We start from the raw sequence: 17,176 nt of genomic DNA on the forward strand, positions 1-17,176 counted from the left end.
AATGATTATAATTAACCATTTACAAAACCTACCGCTATTTTTTGTTTAGTTGTTCCAGTGACCCCAATTTTTTCAGTTTCTTTGCTAGCTAACTGAATCTCTAAAATTGTCGCATTGATTTGATGATCTACGATAACAGTCAGGATACTGAAATCATGATTAGACAAAATCTTCGCTACTCTTGATAGTACACCTTTTTTGTTTTCTAAGATTTTTAGTTGAACCCGATTACCACCTTCATAATACCCTGTTAATTTTAAGAACGCATCAGATAGATGCCATCTTCTAGTTCTGCATCTTGGGAAATTATTTTAACATCCTTGATCATCATATCTGAGACAACTGTTTTATTTAATAAGTAATTGGACTTCATGAACACTTAAGCTGGTAGCTTTTGAAGGAAGGGATTCTTGAATTGTCCCTTCAGTAATCGAGCCTACCAATTGTTTCTCCTACATAACCGGTAAGCGATGAATATCATATTTCTTCATTAAATCGACCGCATCAAATATCTTTGTCTTTAGTGTGATTGTCACCAAATCTTCTGTCATAAAATCCTTTACACTCACGTTTTATTCTCCTAGATAAGCTTTCTTCACTTCTTCACTCTCTAGCAATTCTTGACCAGTCCCTGACAAGACTACTTTACCTGTTTCCAACACATAGCCACGGTCAGCAATTGACAACGACATCTTAGCATTTTGTTCAATCAATAAAACTGTCGTTCCTTGTTTTTGAATCTCTTGTATGATGTTAAAAATTTCTTGAATAAAAATTGGGGCCAATCCCATTGAAGGCTCATCGAGCAATAATAAACGTGGTTTAGACATCAAAGCCCGTCCCATTGCTAACATTTGCTGTTCACCGCCGGATAAGGTGGAAGCATCCTGATTCAAACGCTCTTTCAAGATAGGAAATTTCTCATAGACATGTTCATAATCTTGTTGAATATCGCCATCTTTGCGTAAATACGCCCCCATCTCTAAATTTTCCAAAACAGTTAATCCAGGAAAGACATGTCTTCCTTCGAGAACCTGTGAAATCCCTTGAGCTACAATTCGTCTTGGAGCTTCCTTTTGTATAGGAGAACCTTCAAAAGTAATGGTCCCTTTAGAGGGTTGATTTAAACCGGAGATCGTTCGTAAAATAGTCGTTTTACCTGCACCATTTGCTCCTATCAGGGAGACAATTTCTCCCTGATTTACTTCAAAGCTAACATCCCGTACAGCCTGGATTATGCCGTAATGAACCGAAAGATTTTCAATTTTCAGCATTATAGCTCACCTCCAAGATAGGCTTTGATAACCTCAGGATTATTTTTAATTTCTTCTGGAATACCTTCTGCTAAAATACGACCATATTCTAAAACATAAATTTTTTCACAAACATCCATGACTAAACTCATGTCGTGCTCAATCAGCAAAATCGTAATTTGAAATTCCTTTTGGATCTTTCGAATCAACAATGTTAATGCCTCTGTTTCCTGTGGATTCATTCCAGCCGCAGGTTCATCCAAGAATAGAATTTTTGGTTTTGTAGCTAATGCACGAACAATTTCTAAATATCGTTGTTCACCATAAGGCAAATTACGCGCCAAATTCTCTGCTTTGTCTTGTAAATCAAAAATCGTCAATAATTTCAATACTTCTTCTTTTAATTTATCCTCTTTGTTATAAAACGCTGGTAAACGCAAAACACTAGAGAAAAAGCCTTCTTTATTTTTACTGTTCATAGCGATTAAAACATTGTCTAAAACCGTTAAATCCTTAAACAAACGAATATTCTGAAAGGTTCGGCTTAAACCAAGATCAGCAATAGCGTATGGCTTTTGACTATTCAATCGATGAATTTTTCCATCCGCCTCTAGTAAAATATTTCCTTCACTTGGTTCGTAAACACCTGTAATCAAATTAAACAGAGTTGTTTTCCCTGCACCATTCGGCCCAATCAATCCCACTAATTGATTTTCATCTAACACGATATTGACATTGGAGACCGCCGCCAAACCTCCAAAGATTTTAGTTAAATTTTTAATTTCCAACAGAGGCATTCTGGTCATCTCCCTTTTTAAACTTATCTAAAATCTTCTTCACAGATAATTCTTTTGTGCCTAACAATCCGCTAGGTTTGAAAATCATCAAGATAATTAATGCTAATGCGTAAATAATCATCCGTAATGTCCCAAAATCCTGAAGATACATATTAATAATCCCTAAAAGAATTGCTGCCATAAATGTTCCTGTCACACTACCAATTCCACCTAATACGACTAAAATTAAAATGTCAACAGACCTTGTAAAGGCAAAATCTTTAGGTGCAATTGATTGTAAATATCCAGCGTACAAAGAACCCGCAATACTTGCCGTCATCGCGCCAAAGGCAAACACCATTACCTTGTATTTCGTAGTATTGACCCCCATCGCTTCCGCTGCAATCTCATCTTCACGAATTGCCATCGTCGCTCGGCCAGCACCTGAACGTATATAGTTAACAATAAATAATGTAGTGATCACTATGAAGCCATAAACCATTTGCCAATCAACAAAAGGTTCGATACCAAATAAACCAGAAGGACCATTCGTAATCTCTTTAAAGTTAATTAATAAAATACGAATAATCTCCGCTACACCTAGTGTGGCAATCGCTAGATAATCTCCGCTTAAACGCAATGTTGGAATTCCAACTGATACAGCAACAAGCCCGGCTAAAATCACACCAACAGCCATTCCCAAGAAAAAACCGCCATAAGTCGGTGTGTTCATTGAAATCAATGCTGCCGCATAGGCTCCAATCGCCATGAAGCCAGCATGTCCTAAAGAGAACTGACCCGAAAATCCAATAATAAGGTTCAAACCAACTGCTAAAATGATATTAATACCGATTTGAACGAGAATATTGTCTATGAACAAGTTGACCATTCCAGCAGAATAAGTTACGTATAAAACTACATATCCAATTACGATCAAAGTTAGCCAAATCAAATTGTATTTCAAATTCTTTTTCATTTGATCCACCTACACTTTCTCTTTCACATGTTTGCCTAAAATACCGACTGGACGAATTAACAAAATCAAAATCAATACTGCATATACGACTGCATCTTTAAAATCTGAAAATCCCAATGCTATTGTCAATGTTTCTATTAAACCGATGACAAATCCACCAATTGCAGCACCTTGAATAATACCAATACCACCTAAAACTGCGGCGATAAATGACTTTAAGCCTGGAATATACCCCATCATCGGGTCAATCGAATTATAATATAATCCGATCATCATTCCACCAGCAGCTGCTAGTGCTGAACCTAAAGCAAAAGTAAAAGAGATCGTACGATTCACATCAATCCCCATCAACTGTGCAGCATCTGTATCAACACTTACTGCCCGCATTGCTTTTCCCATTTTAGTTTTTTGAACAATTAGATTTAAAGCAATCATTAAGAATAATGATAGGCCTAAAATCAACAATTGAATATTTGAAATACTCAAAAACCCCAGTTTGTAAACCTGCAATTTAATCGCCTGTGGAAATGGACGAGTTGTTGAACTAAAAAAATAAATCATCGTATTTTGCAATAGGTAGGAAACGCCGATTGCAGCAATCAAAGCAGCAATTCGAGTAGAATTTCTTAATGGACGATAAGCCAAAAATTCAATAACAACCCCTAAAATTGAACTTCCTGCCATTGATAATACCAAGGCGGGAAAGAATCCCATATTAAATTGATTGATCAAGAAATAACCAATAAACGACCCAATCATATATATTTCGCCATGGGCAAAGTTGATTAATTTAATAATCCCATAGACCATAGTATAGCCAAGCGCCATCAATGCGTAGACACTACCTAGGAATAGCCCATTGACGATTTGCTGAATAAATACTTCCATCTTTATCACTTCACTTTTTAAAAAAATAGAGTAGCCGATCCGATTACGACCTTAATTTTTAAAAGAGAGAGTGCCAGCAACAATCGGCATACTCCCTCGTCTGCATTCACCGAGTAATCATGGATTAACGGTTTCGGCAGAAGTTTCTTTCCCTTCTGTCAGACCAAGAACTACTGCTGATTTTACAGGATTATGTTCCTTATCCATTGAAATCTTACCAGTAACACCTTCAAAATCTTTCAAATTCGCAAGTCCTTTATTTATTGCTTCTGGTGTTGCTTTTCCTTCATCCTCAATTGCTTGTTTGATCATGTAAACAGAATCGTAAGCTAAAGCATTGAATGAAGATGGCGGTTTGTTATACTTTTTCTTGAAAGCTTCTACAAATGATTCCACTTTATTAGTTGCTAGTGCTTTTGTTGAGAAGTGCCCTGTATAATAAACATTTTTGACATTGCTTGCGCCTGCTGTTTCAACTAATTTTTCATCACCAAAGCCGTCAGCCCCGATGATAGGTTGTTTAATTCCCAGTTCACGAGCTTGTTTAATGATTAGACCTGCTTCTGTGTAATAGCCTGGAATATAGATAACATTGAAGTCTTTATCTTTGATTTTTGTAAGCATTGCTTGGAAATCTTTATCTCCTGCAGTAAAGTTCTCCTCAGCTACTATTCTACCTTTATAAGTGCCCTTAAAAGCCTTGTTCAAACCATTTGCATAATCACTTGAGTTATCGCCTAAAATTACTGCTTTGTCAGCTTTCAAGTTATCATCCGCATATTTCGCTAAGACAATTCCTTGGAAGCTATCTTGGAAACAAGAACGATAAATATAATCTTGGACCTTACCTTTTTGTACAGTAATTGCATCATCTGTTCCTGATGGTGTAACAGCAGAGACTTTAGCTTTTGATAAGTTTGGTAACGTTGCTTTTGTCGCACCTGAAGTTGCTGGACCAATAATTGCTACTACTTCATCTTTTGTTGTTAAGTTTGCTGCAACAGATGCTGCTTCATTATTATCAGACTTATTGTCTTTTGAGATGTACTCAATTTTCTTTCCATCAATTCCGCCATCTTTATTAATTTCTTCAACGGCTAATTTAGCTCCTTCATTTTCCGCTTCACCATAAGCTGCTACAGCTCCTGATAGTTCGAAGTTTCCGCCGATTTTGATTGTCTTGGCATCTTCTCCACCACTGCTATCTTTAGCTTTAGGCGACCCACACGCGCCAAATAGAAACACCCCTGCTGCCAGAGTAACTACTGTTTTTTTCTTCATCCTGTCCCCTCCCTAATAAAATAATGATAAATAGATAAGTTAATAAAAAATATATACATAAAAACTCTCATTGTCAATTAATTTTTCTGAATATTTTAACATTTCAGCAATAATCAAACAATTTATAATGCTTACACTAGTTTCTACAACTAATTCGTAGCCAAGTACATTCTTATAATAAGGGATGCGGGATCAATGGTACAAAAAGTTGCGCTATATACGAAAACAGAGCATCGAACAGTGAAATATCTCAATAACTTGATTGAGCAAGATCATCGACCAATTAAGCGTCGAAATAAATTCTATCAACATATTCGAACGGCTTCAGCCACGATTAAAGGGATGGAAGCCATTCGAGGAATATACAAGAAAAGCCGAAAAGAAGGGACTCTTTTTGGTTTTTCCGTCTAGACTGAAATAAAAGGTTTACTGGGTATTCCAACTTGATCAAAGCTTTAGTAAGTCAATCATACTTCTTTTATTAATTTTGCAATAGAACCATATAGAACCATATTGATTAATAAAAAGTTGATTATGTATAATAATTCAAGCATTGAATACTATGTTAGGTGGTAGTAATTTTAAGGTGTACTTATACACTCTGTTTGAAAGATCATAAAATTTATATCATTAATAATATATTTAAAAATAATAAAAAAACGTTTTTAGATTTAGGATAAGGTTGTATATAAAACGTATAAATATAAAAAATTATATTTATACGTTTTATATACAAAATTTTGTACAAAGGTGGGTTTATCATGAAAAAAATTGTTGTAGGTGGACAGATTGAAAAGGCAAAGATTGCAGAACTGTTACAAAAGTATGGAAAGGGGAACTATGAAATATCTGTTAAAACAGATATTGATGCAGCAATGGACCTGAAGAGCGGTGCAGCGGATTACTACTTTGGTGCATGTAACACTGGTGGCGGTGGCGCACTAGCAATGGCAATTGCTATGATTGGTGGAGATAAGACAGCAACTTTAGGAATGCCAGGGAAAACTTCTTCTGAAGAAGAAATTAAACAGAGCGTAGCGGATGGAAAAGTGGCATTTGGATTCACTTCACAAGATATGGATTATATTATTTCAACTATAATGGCGGAGCTTGAAGCGAAGGAGGAATAAATAAATGGAAATAAATATATTAGTAATGGCGGTACTTTGCGCAGTAACAACGATTATGGCGAATACGAAAATTGCTGTGTTTAATGATGCTCTAAGACCCATCATTTTAGAGTACCGCGAACACAGAGTGACAAAGTCAGCTTTGGGAACGACGGCATTGGCTTTTGGAATTGGTTATATTGTGGGATTCATTCCACAATCAATTGCTACAAGTGTTATTATTATCCATGTGGTTTTATTGGGAACAGATATTATAGGAAGTTATTTGCCAGATAATAAAAAGTCTTCTATTTGGATTGCTGGGGTAGTGGGTGGATTATATGGTGTAGTGATGGGAGCAGGACTAGGAACTATTCAAAAAGGTTTCGAAATTCTCCCATATAATTTTTTGAGTAGCTTAGGTCAAGTATCCTCAGTTGTTTTAGTAGCTTTTGCTGTATTTCCAGCATTGGTTGTGGCATTACAGTATGGTTGGAAAAAAGGAAGCATTACATTTATGGCCACAGTCCTTGCACAAATCATTACTACACAATTTGGTTCATTTAGATTGTCTAATGAGAACACCATTGTCATTAATGCAAATGCAATTGCACTGCTTGTGGGAATGATTTTCATGATTAGCTACGCGATGAATGATAAAAAAGAAAGAACAGATTCTCAAGAACAATTGGCAAATATCTTTGCAGACCGAGTGAAGAAAATTAAGAAATATTGGTACTTATTTGCTCTTTCCGGTGCATTGATAGCTTTGGCGGCATCATTGACAATTGTAACAGAATCTGCACTTTCTGCTCCATTATACCAAAAAGGGCAATTTAATTCAGCAGCTTTGACTGAATTAGCACGAGTAGTCGGATTTATTCCATTAGTTGTAACTACAGGAATTGCTACGGGTACTTACTCACCAGCTGGAATTAAAATGGTGTTTGTCATTGGATCACTTGGTGCAGCGATTGGACAACCGATTTTAGCGTTTGTTGTTGGCGGTATTTGGATGTCTATCGAGGTATTATTATTAACGAAATTCTCTGTGTTTCTTGATCGTTTCCCAGGAATGAGAGATGCTGGAGATAATATCAGAACAGCAATAACCAAAGTACTGGAAATTGCATTATTGGTAGGTGGAGTAATTGCAGCAACTGCTATTGCGCCTGCATGGGGAGGGCTATTTGTTGTTGGGTTATACGTATTAAATGGGACCTTCAAAAAGAAAATGGTTAATCTTGCCATAGGTCCAATAGGCGCATTATTAGTAGGTGTGATTTCTAATATTTTAGTGTTACTTAATTTAATGACACCACCAGGCATGTAATGAATAGTAGGAGATGATAAATAATGAGTTTAAAAAATGGAATCACGTATATGCATGAGCATACGACGATTGACTTATCAAGAATAAAAAAGATTGATGATACAAATTTAAACTGTTTTGAAGAGACTGTGGCAGAATTTAAAGAGCTGTACAGTAAGGGTGTTAGAAATATTGTTGATGTAACTAACTTAGATATGAAACGAAATCCTCTATACGTTCAGCGGGTAGCAGAAGAGTCTGGGATAAATATTGTTCAGGCAACTGGATTTTATACAGAAAAATTTTTACCAGCCATCGTCGTTGAATGGACTATAGAAGAGCTTGCAAAATTAATGATAAAAGAGATTCAAACAGGGATTGCTGATACCACAATTCAAGCAGAAATTATTGGTGAAATTGGTTCAAGTAAAGATGGCTGGACAGCTAACGAAAAGAAAGTGTTTGAGGCTGCAGTTATTGCACATAAACACACGGGTGTACCAATCACTACGCATACAACGTTAGGAACGAATGGACACGAACAAGTAGCTTTCTTTAAAGAAAGTAAGGTGGACCTATCCTCTGTTGTTATCGGACACGTAGATTTAAGTGGTAATTTGAACTATATTTTAAAGATGCTGGATCAAGGTGTTTATGTAGAATTTGATACTATAGGTAAAGAAAACTATCAGCCAGATGCGTTACGAGTCTCTATGCTAAAGGAAATTGAAAAAAGAGGTTTTGCCGACAAAGTATTTTTATCAATGGATATTACAAGAAAATCAAATATGAAATTTAAAGAGGGAATCGGTTATTCTTATTTATTAGATAGCTTTGTCCCTATGATGAAAGAAGCAGGAATTTCAAATAAAACAATTGAAAAAATGCTTATTCATAATCCAATGACGTTTTTTACACAAGGAGTGAAATAAGCATGGAAACATTTCCTTTACACTCAATAAGTTTAGAAGATGCGATGAAAAAACAATTTCAGTTAGTTGATTGTATTACACAAAATTTTAAAGGATCAGAAATTCTTACAAGAGGAGATTTAGGTGTGATTCAAGGTCTAAATCAGCCCATAACGACATATAAGGTAGAAAAAGTGTTAAAAGATTTCTTCTCAGCTCAAGCAGCTATGCTTGTTCGAGGAGCAGGTACAATGGCTATTCGTTTATCGCTACATGCAGCAAGTAAAAAGTATGGAAATACGGTTTTGGTACATGATGCCCCTGTCTATCCAACAACCCAAACGTCAATAGATATGTTAGGGTTAAACAAAGTAGTTACTGACTTTAATCAGCTTGATTCTATTGAACAGGTGATTAATGAGCATAATGTTCAATTAGCAATAGTTCAATTCACACGACAAAAACCATCGGATTATTACGATCCGGAAGCTGTTATAAAAAAAATTAAAGCAGTGAAAAAAGAGATTATAGTGATTACAGATGATAATTACTCTGCACTAAAGGTTCCTAAGATTGGAACGGAATGTGGTGCTGACTTATCTTGTTTTTCAACCTTTAAATTGTTGGGGCCAGAAGGTGTAGGCTGTATTGTTGGCAATGCTGATTTACTCAGTGACTTGCGTGATGAAAACTATTCAGGTGGCTTACAGGTTCAGGGATTTGAGGCAATTTCTGTGCTGCAAGGACTTATTTATGCTCCTGTTGCATTAGCTGTTTCATCGCAAGTTTCTTCAGAAGTTGAGTCACGATTAAATGCTGGAGAAGTAAAAGGGGTAAAACGAGCATTTATTGCAAACGCCCAATCAAAAGTCATCATTGTGGAATTAGATCAGCCTATCGCTACGCAAGTTTTAGAAAAAGCAGAGGAATTGGGTGCAGCACCCAATCCAGTAGGTGCTGAGTCAAAATACGAATTTGTTCCAATGTTTTATCGATTATCAGGAACATTTAGAGCTGCCAATCCAGAAAGTGCAAAAACAATGATTCGTATTAATCCGATGAGAGCTGGTGCAGAGACAATTATCAGAATCTTGAAAGAAGCAATTGAGAGGATTTAAAGCTAATGCAAGAGAAGTTTCTAAATAAAACGGGGAAAGCCATTCAGCAGTTATCATGTGATTTATTTTTACTATCAGAGGGAAGTCGATTACCTGTGATTTCAGATTTACAAGAAAAATATGGGCTGTCTAGAGGAACTGTACAGAATGCTTTTAGATATCTCAAAGACGAAAATATTATTCACACCCTAAGTCAAGGACGCCATGGAACAATTCTCACAACTATTGATTATGGTAAATTACAAAAAATTATTCTTGAAGGAACAATTCGTGGAACAATGCCTCTGCCATATTCAAAATTATATGAAGGGTTCGCTACTGGTTTGTATGAAGTGTTTCATCGTGCAGAAATTCCTTTAAGTATGGCATATATAAGAGGGTCAAAAGAACGAATAGAGTTGACTAGTGAAAAAACCATACACTTTTCAATTGTTTCAAAGTTAGCCGCGATAAAAGCAATAGAAGCAGGGGGAAACTTAGAAATTTCTAAAGAATTTGGCTCTAAAAGTTTTCTATCTAGCCATGTAATGATTTTCTCAAATTCAAAAAGTTCACAAATTGAAGATGGTATGAGAGTGGGAATTGACCATACTTCTTATGATCAACAAATATTAACTGAAAATGCAACAAATGGGAAAAAAGTTACATTTATTGAAATACCGAGTCATCAGCTAATTTATTCGCTGGAACAAGAAGTAATTGATGTGGGTATTTGGAATTATGATGAAATAAAAGATAGAAAATTAGACCATTTAAATTACCAATTTCTTGAAGGTAGTAAAGAAGATAGTCTATCTAGCACAGCAGTCTGTGTGCTGAATAAAGATAATCTATTATTAAAAAAAATTTTGATGAGTGTGATAGATGTAGCAACAATTTTATCTATTCAGGAGGATGTTTTAGAAGGTAAAATAATCCCTCATTACTAAAGGAAGATTAAAATGATAAAAAAAAAATTAGATATTTTAAAGGAATCCAATGTAATTACAGAAGAAACTAAGCAATTTGTTTTATCTGTAAGTGACTATTTACTAGAAAAAAAAGTCATTGATAGTGAAGAACATCTTGATATGTTCTTAACACACTTAGCAATGGCAGAGGCTCGTCAAAAAAGAAACGAACCGGTTAAAGGAATGGATGAGTTAGTTCTTTCTCAAATTAAAAATAATGAAAAACTAGAACAGGCAAAAAAATTGTGGAAAGAATTATCAAAATATTCCTCAACAGAATTCAGTGAAGAAGAGCTGTGGTTTGTTTACATGCATATTATAAATATTTTGAATAAAGAAAACTAAGGGAGGGGATTCATTTGTTTCTGTCAATGATGAAACAAGAGAATCCCGCATTAATTGATGCTGGGATTCATTTACACCAATCTGGACAAATTCTTCCTGATACCTATGTTTTAGATTTAGATACCATTATCTCTAATGGAGCTATTATGTTGGAACGTTCAAAAAAAGAGGGTATTGACCTATTTTTTATGCTTAAGCAAATTGGGAGAAATCCATTAATTGCAAAAGAGCTAATGACTATTGGCTACCGTGGGGCAGTAGTCGTTGATTATAAAGAAGCATTGATCATGATGAAAAATCATATTCCGTTATGTAACGTAGGTCATTTGGTTCAAATTCCAAATAGACTTTTGGAAAAAATTATGGTTTACGGCACGGAATATATAACGGTTTATTCAATGGAAAAGTTGGATATAATTCAATCGATTGCAAAGAAACACAGAATGAAGCAAAAGGTTTTATTAAAAGTAGTAGATGAAGAAGATCAGATTTATGAAGGACAATTTGGAGGTTTTTTACTGAAAAATTTGGTAGAGGAAAGTAAAGCATTTCATCAATTTGATGCAATTGAGTTTAGTGGAATTACCTCTTTTCCATGCTTCTTATTTGATGATAGATATACAATGTTGTCAGAAACCAATAATGTGAAGACGATTAAAGCAGCAAAAAAAATTTTACGTGAGGAAGGTTTTCCTATTTCAGAGCTGAATGTTCCTTCTGCTTCATGCAGTACAACAATTCCTCTCATTAAACAAATTGGTGGGACACAGGCAGAGCCCGGCCATGCACTAACAGGAACTACACCATTACATGCGTATAAAGAGCAGCCGGAGAAGCCAGCGCTGCTTTATGTGAGTGAAATTTCTCATAATTTTAAAGGGAAATCTTATTTTTATGGTGGAGGATACTATCGTAGAGGACATTTGAATTCAGTATTAATAGGAGATGAAAGCAGCCAAGTAGAAGATAAGGTTGAACGCTTTTCTGATGAAAGTATTGATTATTATCTTTCTACATCTTCAGAGCATTTTGTTGGCGAGACAGTTGTTGCTGCTTTTCGTACACAAATATTTGTTACAAGAAGTGATGTCGCTGTTGTAAAAGGAATTAGTAAAGGAAATCCTGAGATTTTAGGAATCTTTGATAGTCGAGGAAGGAGAATTTAGCAATGAGCAGATTTATTATTAACGTTTTAGATAGTTTTGGTGTGGGAGAGATGCGTGATGTCCCAATTATCAGACCTGCGGATGTAGGGGCAAATACTGCTAAGCATATCATTGAAGGGGTTCCTTCAATAAAAATACCAACTTTAGAAAAACTTGGTTTAATGAATCTTTTAGAATTTGAAACAGACACATTAAACTATTCAGAACAAGCAAATTATGGAAAAGCCAAGCTAAAACATCAAGGAGCGGATTCATTTTTAGGGCATCAGGAAATATCAGGAACAATGCCTAAAAAACCCTTGAATCAGGCTTTTAATGAAGTAATAGATGATGTTGCACAGCATTTAAAGGAAAAAGGATATCAAGTACGTTACGTTGGAGAAAAAGATGAACCAAAGATTCTGGTTGTAAATGAGGTTGCTACTATTGGCGATAACCTAGAGACGGATTTAGGACAGGTATTCAATGTTTCTTCCGCACTTGATGATATTTCTTTTGAAGAGGTTACTGCGATAGGGCACGCCGTTCGTGAAGTAGTAAAAGTTTCTAGAGTGATTACTTTTGGCGGCCATGGCATTCATTTAGAAAATTTACTTGCTGCTAGAAAGGTCATTGGGAAATTTGCTGGCGTAGATGCACCAGAATCGGGTGTTTATAATGATGACTATCATGTGATTCATTTAGGCTATGGAATTGATCCGAATGTTCAAATTCCAACTATTCTAGATAAGGCTGGGGTTTCAGTAGAATTATTTGGTAAAGCAGCTGATATTATTCAGACATCAAGTACACATTTATTTCCTGGAGTAGATACTGAAACACTTTATAATCAGTTGATTTCTGAAGTAAAGAGAAATAAAGACGGGTTATTTTTTATTAATATACAGGAAACGGATTTAGCTGGGCATGCAGAAGATACAGCTCGTTATGCAGATCGATTAGAAGTTAGTGATAGAAAGCTAGCGGAATTACTTCCTTATTTAGATGAAGGAGATATCTTAATTGTAATGGCAGATCATGGGAATGATCCAACCATTGGACACAGCCAGCATACTCGAGAATTTGTACCATTGCTGATTTATAGTAAAGGAATAGAAGGGAAATTCATTGGGGAAAGAGAAACAATGGCTGATGTTGCGGCAACAGCTGCAGAGTTCTTTCATGTACAAAAACCTCAGTATGGTAAATCTTTTTTAGATAAATTAAGAGGTAACATGTAGATAGACAGTTTAATCTTTTTAAGTATAAATATAGGAGACTGTACAATATTTTGTGTAAGTTCCAAAATGGTATAATCAAATAAATAAACTTGGAGGAACGAGCCAATGGGTATGCTCTAAAAGGATAAAATCAAGCAAATGATTCAACACTATGATATAAAAACCACTGATGACATTAAGGATGCTGAATTAGATATACATTTAGGCTATGATAAGAATTCAAAAGAGACGAAAGGTTCTGTTGCAAAATTAATAAAAGAAGTATGATTGACTTACTAAAGCTTTGATTAAGTTGGAATATCCTGTAAACCTTTTATTTCAGTACAGACGGAAAAGCCAAAAAGAGTCCCTTCTTTTCGGCTTTTCTTGTATATTCCTCGAATGGCTTCCATCTGCATCAATTGCGCGGTATAGATAATGCCATTTCCCTTTAATTTTGATATACGTTTCGTCCATTTTCCATGAATAGAAGGACTGCCTGTTTTTCTTTTTCCAAATTTGATAGAGAATCTTCCCATATTCTTGTACCCAACGATAAATGGTCGTGTGACAAACCTGGACACCTCGGCCATAGAGGATTTCATGGACGTCACGATAGCTGAGGTTATATCGAAGGTAGTAGCCTACGGCTACAATAATCACGTCTTTTTGAAATTGTTTCCCCTTAAAATGATTCATCTTCATTCCTCCAAACTATCATTTTTCTCTATTTTATATTAAATTTAACTTGTCAAAAAACTTTGCAACAGAACCGTATTGTGGATATTCTTTTACAGTTGAAACAATAATCAAAGAGACGAATGATTATCATTCAAGAGAAATTGAACGTTTACCCTAGCAGTCACAGGCTCAAATAGAACACTTGCTAAGTCGCTCAATCAAACAGAATAAGGTCCTAGAAATTCAGCTGAATTCCTTAGATGAATATGAGCGTGTAAAACCTTCTATACGTGGTGTATTTCGTGGCATGGTTGAATTCGATGTCGGACTTATTGGAGATCAGCAAATAGATTTCTATGATATTAGGCACATACAAATACATGATTTTTATAAATGGTCGGAAAACGAACCCGAAAAACCGATAAACAATCCTTTTTCAGAAGTAAAATTTTCAGAATTAACCGAAGAAGAAAACAACGCAATCGATGCTTTTATCAATGACTATTACAGTGACGGAGATTTTTATGAAAACATATGATTATCGAGGATCAGTAATCAAAGAAGGAAATAAAACAACTAGTATTGCATATGTACAATGTGCGTGTGGCTGTTTGGCAAGTAGAATGTCAAGTAATTCTGATAAATACAAGTGTTCCTGGTGTAAGCGAACGTATATGTTAGGAAAAGAGATTTATAGATGAAATTAAATACTGAAGGTTTTAAAAGTCCATAGGGATATTTTGAATTTATGTTATAATTATTGCGGCAACTGCCAAGTAAGGTGGTGTAACTATGGCTGAGAAACTAATTTCGTTGATTATCGCACCGCTACTTGTGGGTCTAGTACTTTTGCTAGTTGATCGTTGGTTAGACGATTAGCCGATAATCTAAGCAGTTGCCTTCTAACTCCAACGCTGAAGTAGCAACAGCGCAAAAAAAAGCCCTCCTACCGCAAATAGGGGGGCTTTTTGGTGTAACTGTGCTGTTGAACTAATTTCGCTTCGCACCTTCAGTATAACATATTTTTAAAGGAGGTCAACTAAAAAGAAGCAGCTAGGCCCTTCCCTTATTGCATGTTTTTTAGTACAATATTACTGCGAACGCATTAATAACTTAAGAAAGGAAACTTACCCACCATGCCTAGAAAAACCTTTGTATATCCACACCCTATCAACGCATACATTATCAAGCAACTAGGGATTACTGTAGAAGAATTTTGTGAATTACATGCTTTCTCTCAAGGAACTGTTTCTTCTTGGATTACTCGCAACAAAAAAATTGAAACACTTCCTATCTCATTTATTTATTCTCTTTCTTTGTCGGCCAGCAAGACTATGGATCAGGTATATTCAGACCTTCTAAAACTGCAAGACGATTATTTGCTGCACTTAGAACATCACAGACGAACTAAAAAAATTATTGAATGAAAATACTTTTTTACTATCTTACTATTTTACTACAAAAAATAAAAACACAAGAGCAATGTTTGAACAGCATTTCTTGTGTTTTTATTTTATTAAACAGTATCTTTTATTTTTGTTTCTTTTTGTCTCGTGATTCATAAGCTTTCATATACATTTCAAACATTGTACGTTGTTCTGGTTCTAATGTGTTATCTAATCTATCTAACATGAACGATACAATGTCGTCTTGTGTTTCAAAATCTAAAGTATTCTGAAACGCATTTATTCTATTGATGTTACTCTTTTGTATCCTAATTGTACTATATACTTTATTTTTAGCAGGTCGTCCAACTCGTTTTGATCCTGAATCACTTGCTGAACTTTCTTCTTTTGAAAAACTACTTAAATCAAAAGTAGTTTCAGGCTCTGAAATTTCAGTTGCTTTAATTTCTTTTGATTGTTTACGTTCAGGATCCTTATGAAATGTATACTTACTCATTAGCAGTCGTCCCTTCTGTTCGTTCAATTATTTCATCAGATAATTTGTTATACAATTCATGAACTTTTCTATCATGAAAATCATATAATTCCGTATATCCTTCTTCTGATATACCTTTACGATCATAACGTTTTAACCGTTCCATGTGTCTAACAATTGTATTAAACAAAGTTTCATCACCAAAAGCGTCTTTGGCATCTTTAATTATTTGATTATCAATTCCAGAATCGTTTTTCAACAGCACTGGAAGTACCCCAGCAATATCAAAATCAATGTTTCTATAAGTATCATACAAGGTTTGCAAGTATTCCCAAAATGCTTCTGCACCATCAAGGGAACGTTGCTGCGTTTGCAAAACAATTACAATGTAATTAGAAGAATAAAGAGCTGTATCGGTAAATACTGAAAGTGTAGGAGGAACATCAAATATAATGTAATCATAATCATTTTCAATTGGTTTAAGTAATTCACTAAAAAAAGCTATTCGTCTCTCTTTGTAGTTTTTCTCTGTCGGCATAATTGTTAGCTCAAGAAAATCAGGATAATTAACAAAGTCTTTGTGTGAAGGCAATAAATACAAATTAGGCATTACATTTACAACAGCTTTGCCTAAATTTCCTTCTTGAATTGCTACCATCATCGTTTCTTTTATAGGTAGTTCTTTATTATTTTGTAATCCATATGTTCTTCGCAACAATTGCGTTGAATTTGCTTGTGGGTCTAAGTCACAAACTAAAACTCTAAAACCTTTTTTAGCTAATTCATACGCTACCATTACAGAATTAGTAGTCTTGCCAACGCCACCTTTGAAATTTCCAAATACAATTTTTTTAACCATACAATGACCCCTCATTTCATAAATATTTTCTTACTACAAACAGTATAACATAAATATTTTCTTACTACAAATAATATTTATGAAATTTACTATTTTACTATCTTACTATTCTACTACATTACTATTTTACTATCTTACTATTTTACTATCTTACTACTTTACTATTTTACTATCTTACTATCAAATTGTTTTAATAGAATGATATTAACCTTTCTACAAAAGGATTTTTAGACGCATTTATTAAAAAATCAAAATATTTTACTACTTTACTACTTTACTATCTTACTATTCTACTATCTTACTACTTTACTATTTTACTATCTTACTACTTTACTATCTTACTACTTTACTATCTTACTACTAAAAATAAAAATTGCTTTATTTTAAATAATGTTTTGGTATTCTTAAAAAAAGAACGCTTACTAAATAGATTAATAGATCAATTTTTAAATAAGAAAAGAGGGATCTTAT

The 17,176-nt window shown here is 34.7% G+C and carries 19 protein-coding genes and 4 pseudogenes; 14 read left to right on the forward strand and 9 right to left on the reverse strand.

All coding sequences use genetic code 11. From position 1 onward, the window contains the following. Positions 1 to 11: 11 nt before the first annotated feature. The 6 genes and pseudogenes from IGI63_RS16520 to IGI63_RS16545 all read right to left on the reverse strand — a co-directional run bounded on the left by IGI63_RS16520 (position 12) and on the right by IGI63_RS16545 (position 5,174). Positions 12 to 569 (reverse strand): annotated as a pseudogene (locus tag IGI63_RS16520) (CBS domain-containing protein). A gap of 3 nt (positions 570 to 572) precedes the next feature. Continuing rightward, positions 573 to 1,274 (reverse strand): ABC transporter ATP-binding protein, encoded by a 702-nt coding sequence (locus IGI63_RS16525; RefSeq protein WP_429976376.1) that lies wholly within the window; start codon positions 1,272 to 1,274, stop codon positions 573 to 575. After that, entirely contained in the window at positions 1,274 to 2,050 is a 777-nt protein-coding gene (locus IGI63_RS16530; protein WP_429976377.1) for an ABC transporter ATP-binding protein, read from the reverse strand. Before IGI63_RS16530 ends, IGI63_RS16525 begins: the two co-directional genes overlap by 1 nt. Further along, positions 2,031 to 3,005 (reverse strand): branched-chain amino acid ABC transporter permease, encoded by a 975-nt coding sequence (locus tag IGI63_RS16535; protein WP_429976378.1) that lies wholly within the window; start codon positions 3,003 to 3,005, stop codon positions 2,031 to 2,033. Before IGI63_RS16535 ends, IGI63_RS16530 begins: the two co-directional genes overlap by 20 nt. A gap of 9 nt (positions 3,006 to 3,014) precedes the next feature. Then, positions 3,015 to 3,893 (reverse strand): branched-chain amino acid ABC transporter permease, encoded by an 879-nt coding sequence (locus tag IGI63_RS16540; protein WP_429976379.1) that lies wholly within the window; start codon positions 3,891 to 3,893, stop codon positions 3,015 to 3,017. 117 nt (positions 3,894 to 4,010) lie between these two features. Further along, positions 4,011 to 5,174, reverse strand: coding sequence for an ABC transporter substrate-binding protein (locus IGI63_RS16545; protein WP_429976380.1), 1,164 nt, complete (start codon positions 5,172 to 5,174; stop codon positions 4,011 to 4,013). A gap of 207 nt (positions 5,175 to 5,381) precedes the next feature. Here IGI63_RS16545 and IGI63_RS16550 point away from each other — a divergent pair. From IGI63_RS16550 to IGI63_RS16595, 10 genes and pseudogenes are all read left to right on the forward strand, one after another. Beyond that, positions 5,382 to 5,585: pseudogene (locus tag IGI63_RS16550) on the forward strand (DDE-type integrase/transposase/recombinase); the annotation flags it as partial. A gap of 350 nt (positions 5,586 to 5,935) precedes the next feature. Beyond that, a complete protein-coding gene (locus tag IGI63_RS16555; RefSeq protein WP_429976381.1) occupies positions 5,936 to 6,304 on the forward strand; it encodes a DUF2620 domain-containing protein in 369 nt (122 codons plus the stop codon). 4 nt (positions 6,305 to 6,308) lie between these two features. Further along, positions 6,309 to 7,616 carry a YhfT family protein gene (locus tag IGI63_RS16560; protein ID WP_429976382.1) on the forward strand — a complete coding sequence of 436 codons (1,308 nt, stop codon included), beginning with the start codon at positions 6,309 to 6,311 and terminating at the stop codon, positions 7,614 to 7,616. Positions 7,617 to 7,639: 23 nt separating this feature from the next. Further along, complete coding sequence (locus IGI63_RS16565; RefSeq protein ID WP_429976383.1) at positions 7,640 to 8,527, forward strand: phosphotriesterase family protein; 888 nt, start codon at positions 7,640 to 7,642, stop codon at positions 8,525 to 8,527. A gap of 2 nt (positions 8,528 to 8,529) precedes the next feature. Next, entirely contained in the window at positions 8,530 to 9,624 is a 1,095-nt protein-coding gene (locus IGI63_RS16570) for an aminotransferase class V-fold PLP-dependent enzyme (RefSeq protein WP_429976384.1), read from the forward strand. 5 nt (positions 9,625 to 9,629) lie between these two features. Further along, complete coding sequence (yhfZ, locus tag IGI63_RS16575) at positions 9,630 to 10,553, forward strand: GntR family transcriptional regulator YhfZ (RefSeq protein ID WP_429976385.1); 924 nt, start codon at positions 9,630 to 9,632, stop codon at positions 10,551 to 10,553. Between the two features lie 12 nt (positions 10,554 to 10,565). Beyond that, the gene (locus tag IGI63_RS16580; protein ID WP_429976386.1) at positions 10,566 to 10,919 is read left to right on the forward strand and encodes a PRD domain-containing protein; all 354 of its coding nucleotides are present in this window, start codon (positions 10,566 to 10,568) and stop codon (positions 10,917 to 10,919) included. 14 nt (positions 10,920 to 10,933) lie between these two features. Beyond that, a complete protein-coding gene (locus tag IGI63_RS16585; RefSeq protein ID WP_429976387.1) occupies positions 10,934 to 12,085 on the forward strand; it encodes a YhfX family PLP-dependent enzyme in 1,152 nt (383 codons plus the stop codon). Positions 12,086 to 12,087: 2 nt separating this feature from the next. Then, positions 12,088 to 13,305 (forward strand): phosphopentomutase, encoded by a 1,218-nt coding sequence (locus IGI63_RS16590; protein WP_429976388.1) that lies wholly within the window; start codon positions 12,088 to 12,090, stop codon positions 13,303 to 13,305. Positions 13,306 to 13,443: 138 nt separating this feature from the next. Continuing rightward, the gene (locus IGI63_RS16595) at positions 13,444 to 13,572 is read left to right on the forward strand and encodes a hypothetical protein (RefSeq protein ID WP_429976389.1); all 129 of its coding nucleotides are present in this window, start codon (positions 13,444 to 13,446) and stop codon (positions 13,570 to 13,572) included. 120 nt (positions 13,573 to 13,692) lie between these two features. Here the strand turns inward: IGI63_RS16595 and IGI63_RS16600 are convergent. Beyond that, positions 13,693 to 13,983: pseudogene (locus IGI63_RS16600) on the reverse strand (IS6 family transposase); the annotation flags it as partial. A gap of 49 nt (positions 13,984 to 14,032) precedes the next feature. Here IGI63_RS16600 and IGI63_RS16605 point away from each other — a divergent pair. The 4 genes and pseudogenes from IGI63_RS16605 to IGI63_RS16620 all read left to right on the forward strand — a co-directional run bounded on the left by IGI63_RS16605 (position 14,033) and on the right by IGI63_RS16620 (position 15,392). Beyond that, positions 14,033 to 14,503 (forward strand): annotated as a pseudogene (locus tag IGI63_RS16605) (hypothetical protein). After that, positions 14,451 to 14,666: an excinuclease ABC subunit C gene (locus tag IGI63_RS16610; RefSeq protein WP_429976390.1), complete on the forward strand. Its 216-nt coding sequence runs from the start codon at positions 14,451 to 14,453 to the stop codon at positions 14,664 to 14,666. Before IGI63_RS16605 ends, IGI63_RS16610 begins: the two are co-directional and overlap by 53 nt. Positions 14,667 to 14,757: 91 nt before the next feature. Continuing rightward, a complete protein-coding gene (locus tag IGI63_RS16615; RefSeq protein WP_012881081.1) occupies positions 14,758 to 14,844 on the forward strand; it encodes a type I toxin-antitoxin system Fst family toxin in 87 nt (28 codons plus the stop codon). A 257-nt stretch (positions 14,845 to 15,101) separates the two neighbouring features. Continuing rightward, positions 15,102 to 15,392 (forward strand): hypothetical protein, encoded by a 291-nt coding sequence (locus IGI63_RS16620; RefSeq protein WP_002404902.1) that lies wholly within the window; start codon positions 15,102 to 15,104, stop codon positions 15,390 to 15,392. A gap of 103 nt (positions 15,393 to 15,495) precedes the next feature. On the opposite strand, the gene IGI63_RS16625 is transcribed toward IGI63_RS16620, so the two are convergent. Then, positions 15,496 to 15,867 carry a DUF5388 domain-containing protein gene (locus tag IGI63_RS16625; RefSeq protein WP_429976391.1) on the reverse strand — a complete coding sequence of 124 codons (372 nt, stop codon included), beginning with the start codon at positions 15,865 to 15,867 and terminating at the stop codon, positions 15,496 to 15,498. Next, positions 15,860 to 16,705: a ParA family protein gene (locus IGI63_RS16630; protein ID WP_033782441.1), complete on the reverse strand. Its 846-nt coding sequence runs from the start codon at positions 16,703 to 16,705 to the stop codon at positions 15,860 to 15,862. Before IGI63_RS16630 ends, IGI63_RS16625 begins: the two co-directional genes overlap by 8 nt. Positions 16,706 to 17,176 lie beyond the last annotated feature (471 nt).

The organism is Enterococcus sp. DIV0086, from assembly GCF_050498705.1.
GTDB classification, from domain to species: Bacteria; Bacillota; Bacilli; order Lactobacillales; family Enterococcaceae; genus Enterococcus; species Enterococcus faecalis.

Bases quoted from the DNA above. Each gene is read 5' to 3' on its own strand.
- IGI63_RS16625 (WP_429976391.1), bottom strand. From the start codon at position 15,867: ATGAGTAAGTATACATTTCATAAGGATCCTGAACGTAAACAATCAAAA.
- IGI63_RS16595 (WP_429976389.1), top strand. From the start codon at position 13,444: ATGATTCAACACTATGATATAAAAACCACTGATGACATTAAGGATGCT.
- IGI63_RS16560 (WP_429976382.1), top strand. From the start codon at position 6,309: ATGGAAATAAATATATTAGTAATGGCGGTACTTTGCGCAGTAACAACG.
- IGI63_RS16580 (WP_429976386.1), top strand. From the start codon at position 10,566: ATGATAAAAAAAAAATTAGATATTTTAAAGGAATCCAATGTAATTACA.
- IGI63_RS16525 (WP_429976376.1), bottom strand. From the start codon at position 1,274: ATGCTGAAAATTGAAAATCTTTCGGTTCATTACGGCATAATCCAGGCT.
- IGI63_RS16615 (WP_012881081.1), top strand. From the start codon at position 14,758: ATGGCTGAGAAACTAATTTCGTTGATTATCGCACCGCTACTTGTGGGT.
- IGI63_RS16555 (WP_429976381.1), top strand. From the start codon at position 5,936: ATGAAAAAAATTGTTGTAGGTGGACAGATTGAAAAGGCAAAGATTGCA.
- IGI63_RS16620 (WP_002404902.1), top strand. From the start codon at position 15,102: ATGCCTAGAAAAACCTTTGTATATCCACACCCTATCAACGCATACATT.
- IGI63_RS16545 (WP_429976380.1), bottom strand. From the start codon at position 5,174: ATGAAGAAAAAAACAGTAGTTACTCTGGCAGCAGGGGTGTTTCTATTT.
- IGI63_RS16630 (WP_033782441.1), bottom strand. From the start codon at position 16,705: ATGGTTAAAAAAATTGTATTTGGAAATTTCAAAGGTGGCGTTGGCAAG.
- IGI63_RS16570 (WP_429976384.1), top strand. From the start codon at position 8,530: ATGGAAACATTTCCTTTACACTCAATAAGTTTAGAAGATGCGATGAAA.
- IGI63_RS16535 (WP_429976378.1), bottom strand. From the start codon at position 3,005: ATGAAAAAGAATTTGAAATACAATTTGATTTGGCTAACTTTGATCGTA.
- IGI63_RS16610 (WP_429976390.1), top strand. From the start codon at position 14,451: ATGCTTTTATCAATGACTATTACAGTGACGGAGATTTTTATGAAAACA.
- IGI63_RS16590 (WP_429976388.1), top strand. From the start codon at position 12,088: ATGAGCAGATTTATTATTAACGTTTTAGATAGTTTTGGTGTGGGAGAG.
- IGI63_RS16540 (WP_429976379.1), bottom strand. From the start codon at position 3,893: ATGGAAGTATTTATTCAGCAAATCGTCAATGGGCTATTCCTAGGTAGT.
- IGI63_RS16565 (WP_429976383.1), top strand. From the start codon at position 7,640: ATGAGTTTAAAAAATGGAATCACGTATATGCATGAGCATACGACGATT.
- yhfZ (WP_429976385.1), top strand. From the start codon at position 9,630: ATGCAAGAGAAGTTTCTAAATAAAACGGGGAAAGCCATTCAGCAGTTA.
- IGI63_RS16530 (WP_429976377.1), bottom strand. From the start codon at position 2,050: ATGCCTCTGTTGGAAATTAAAAATTTAACTAAAATCTTTGGAGGTTTG.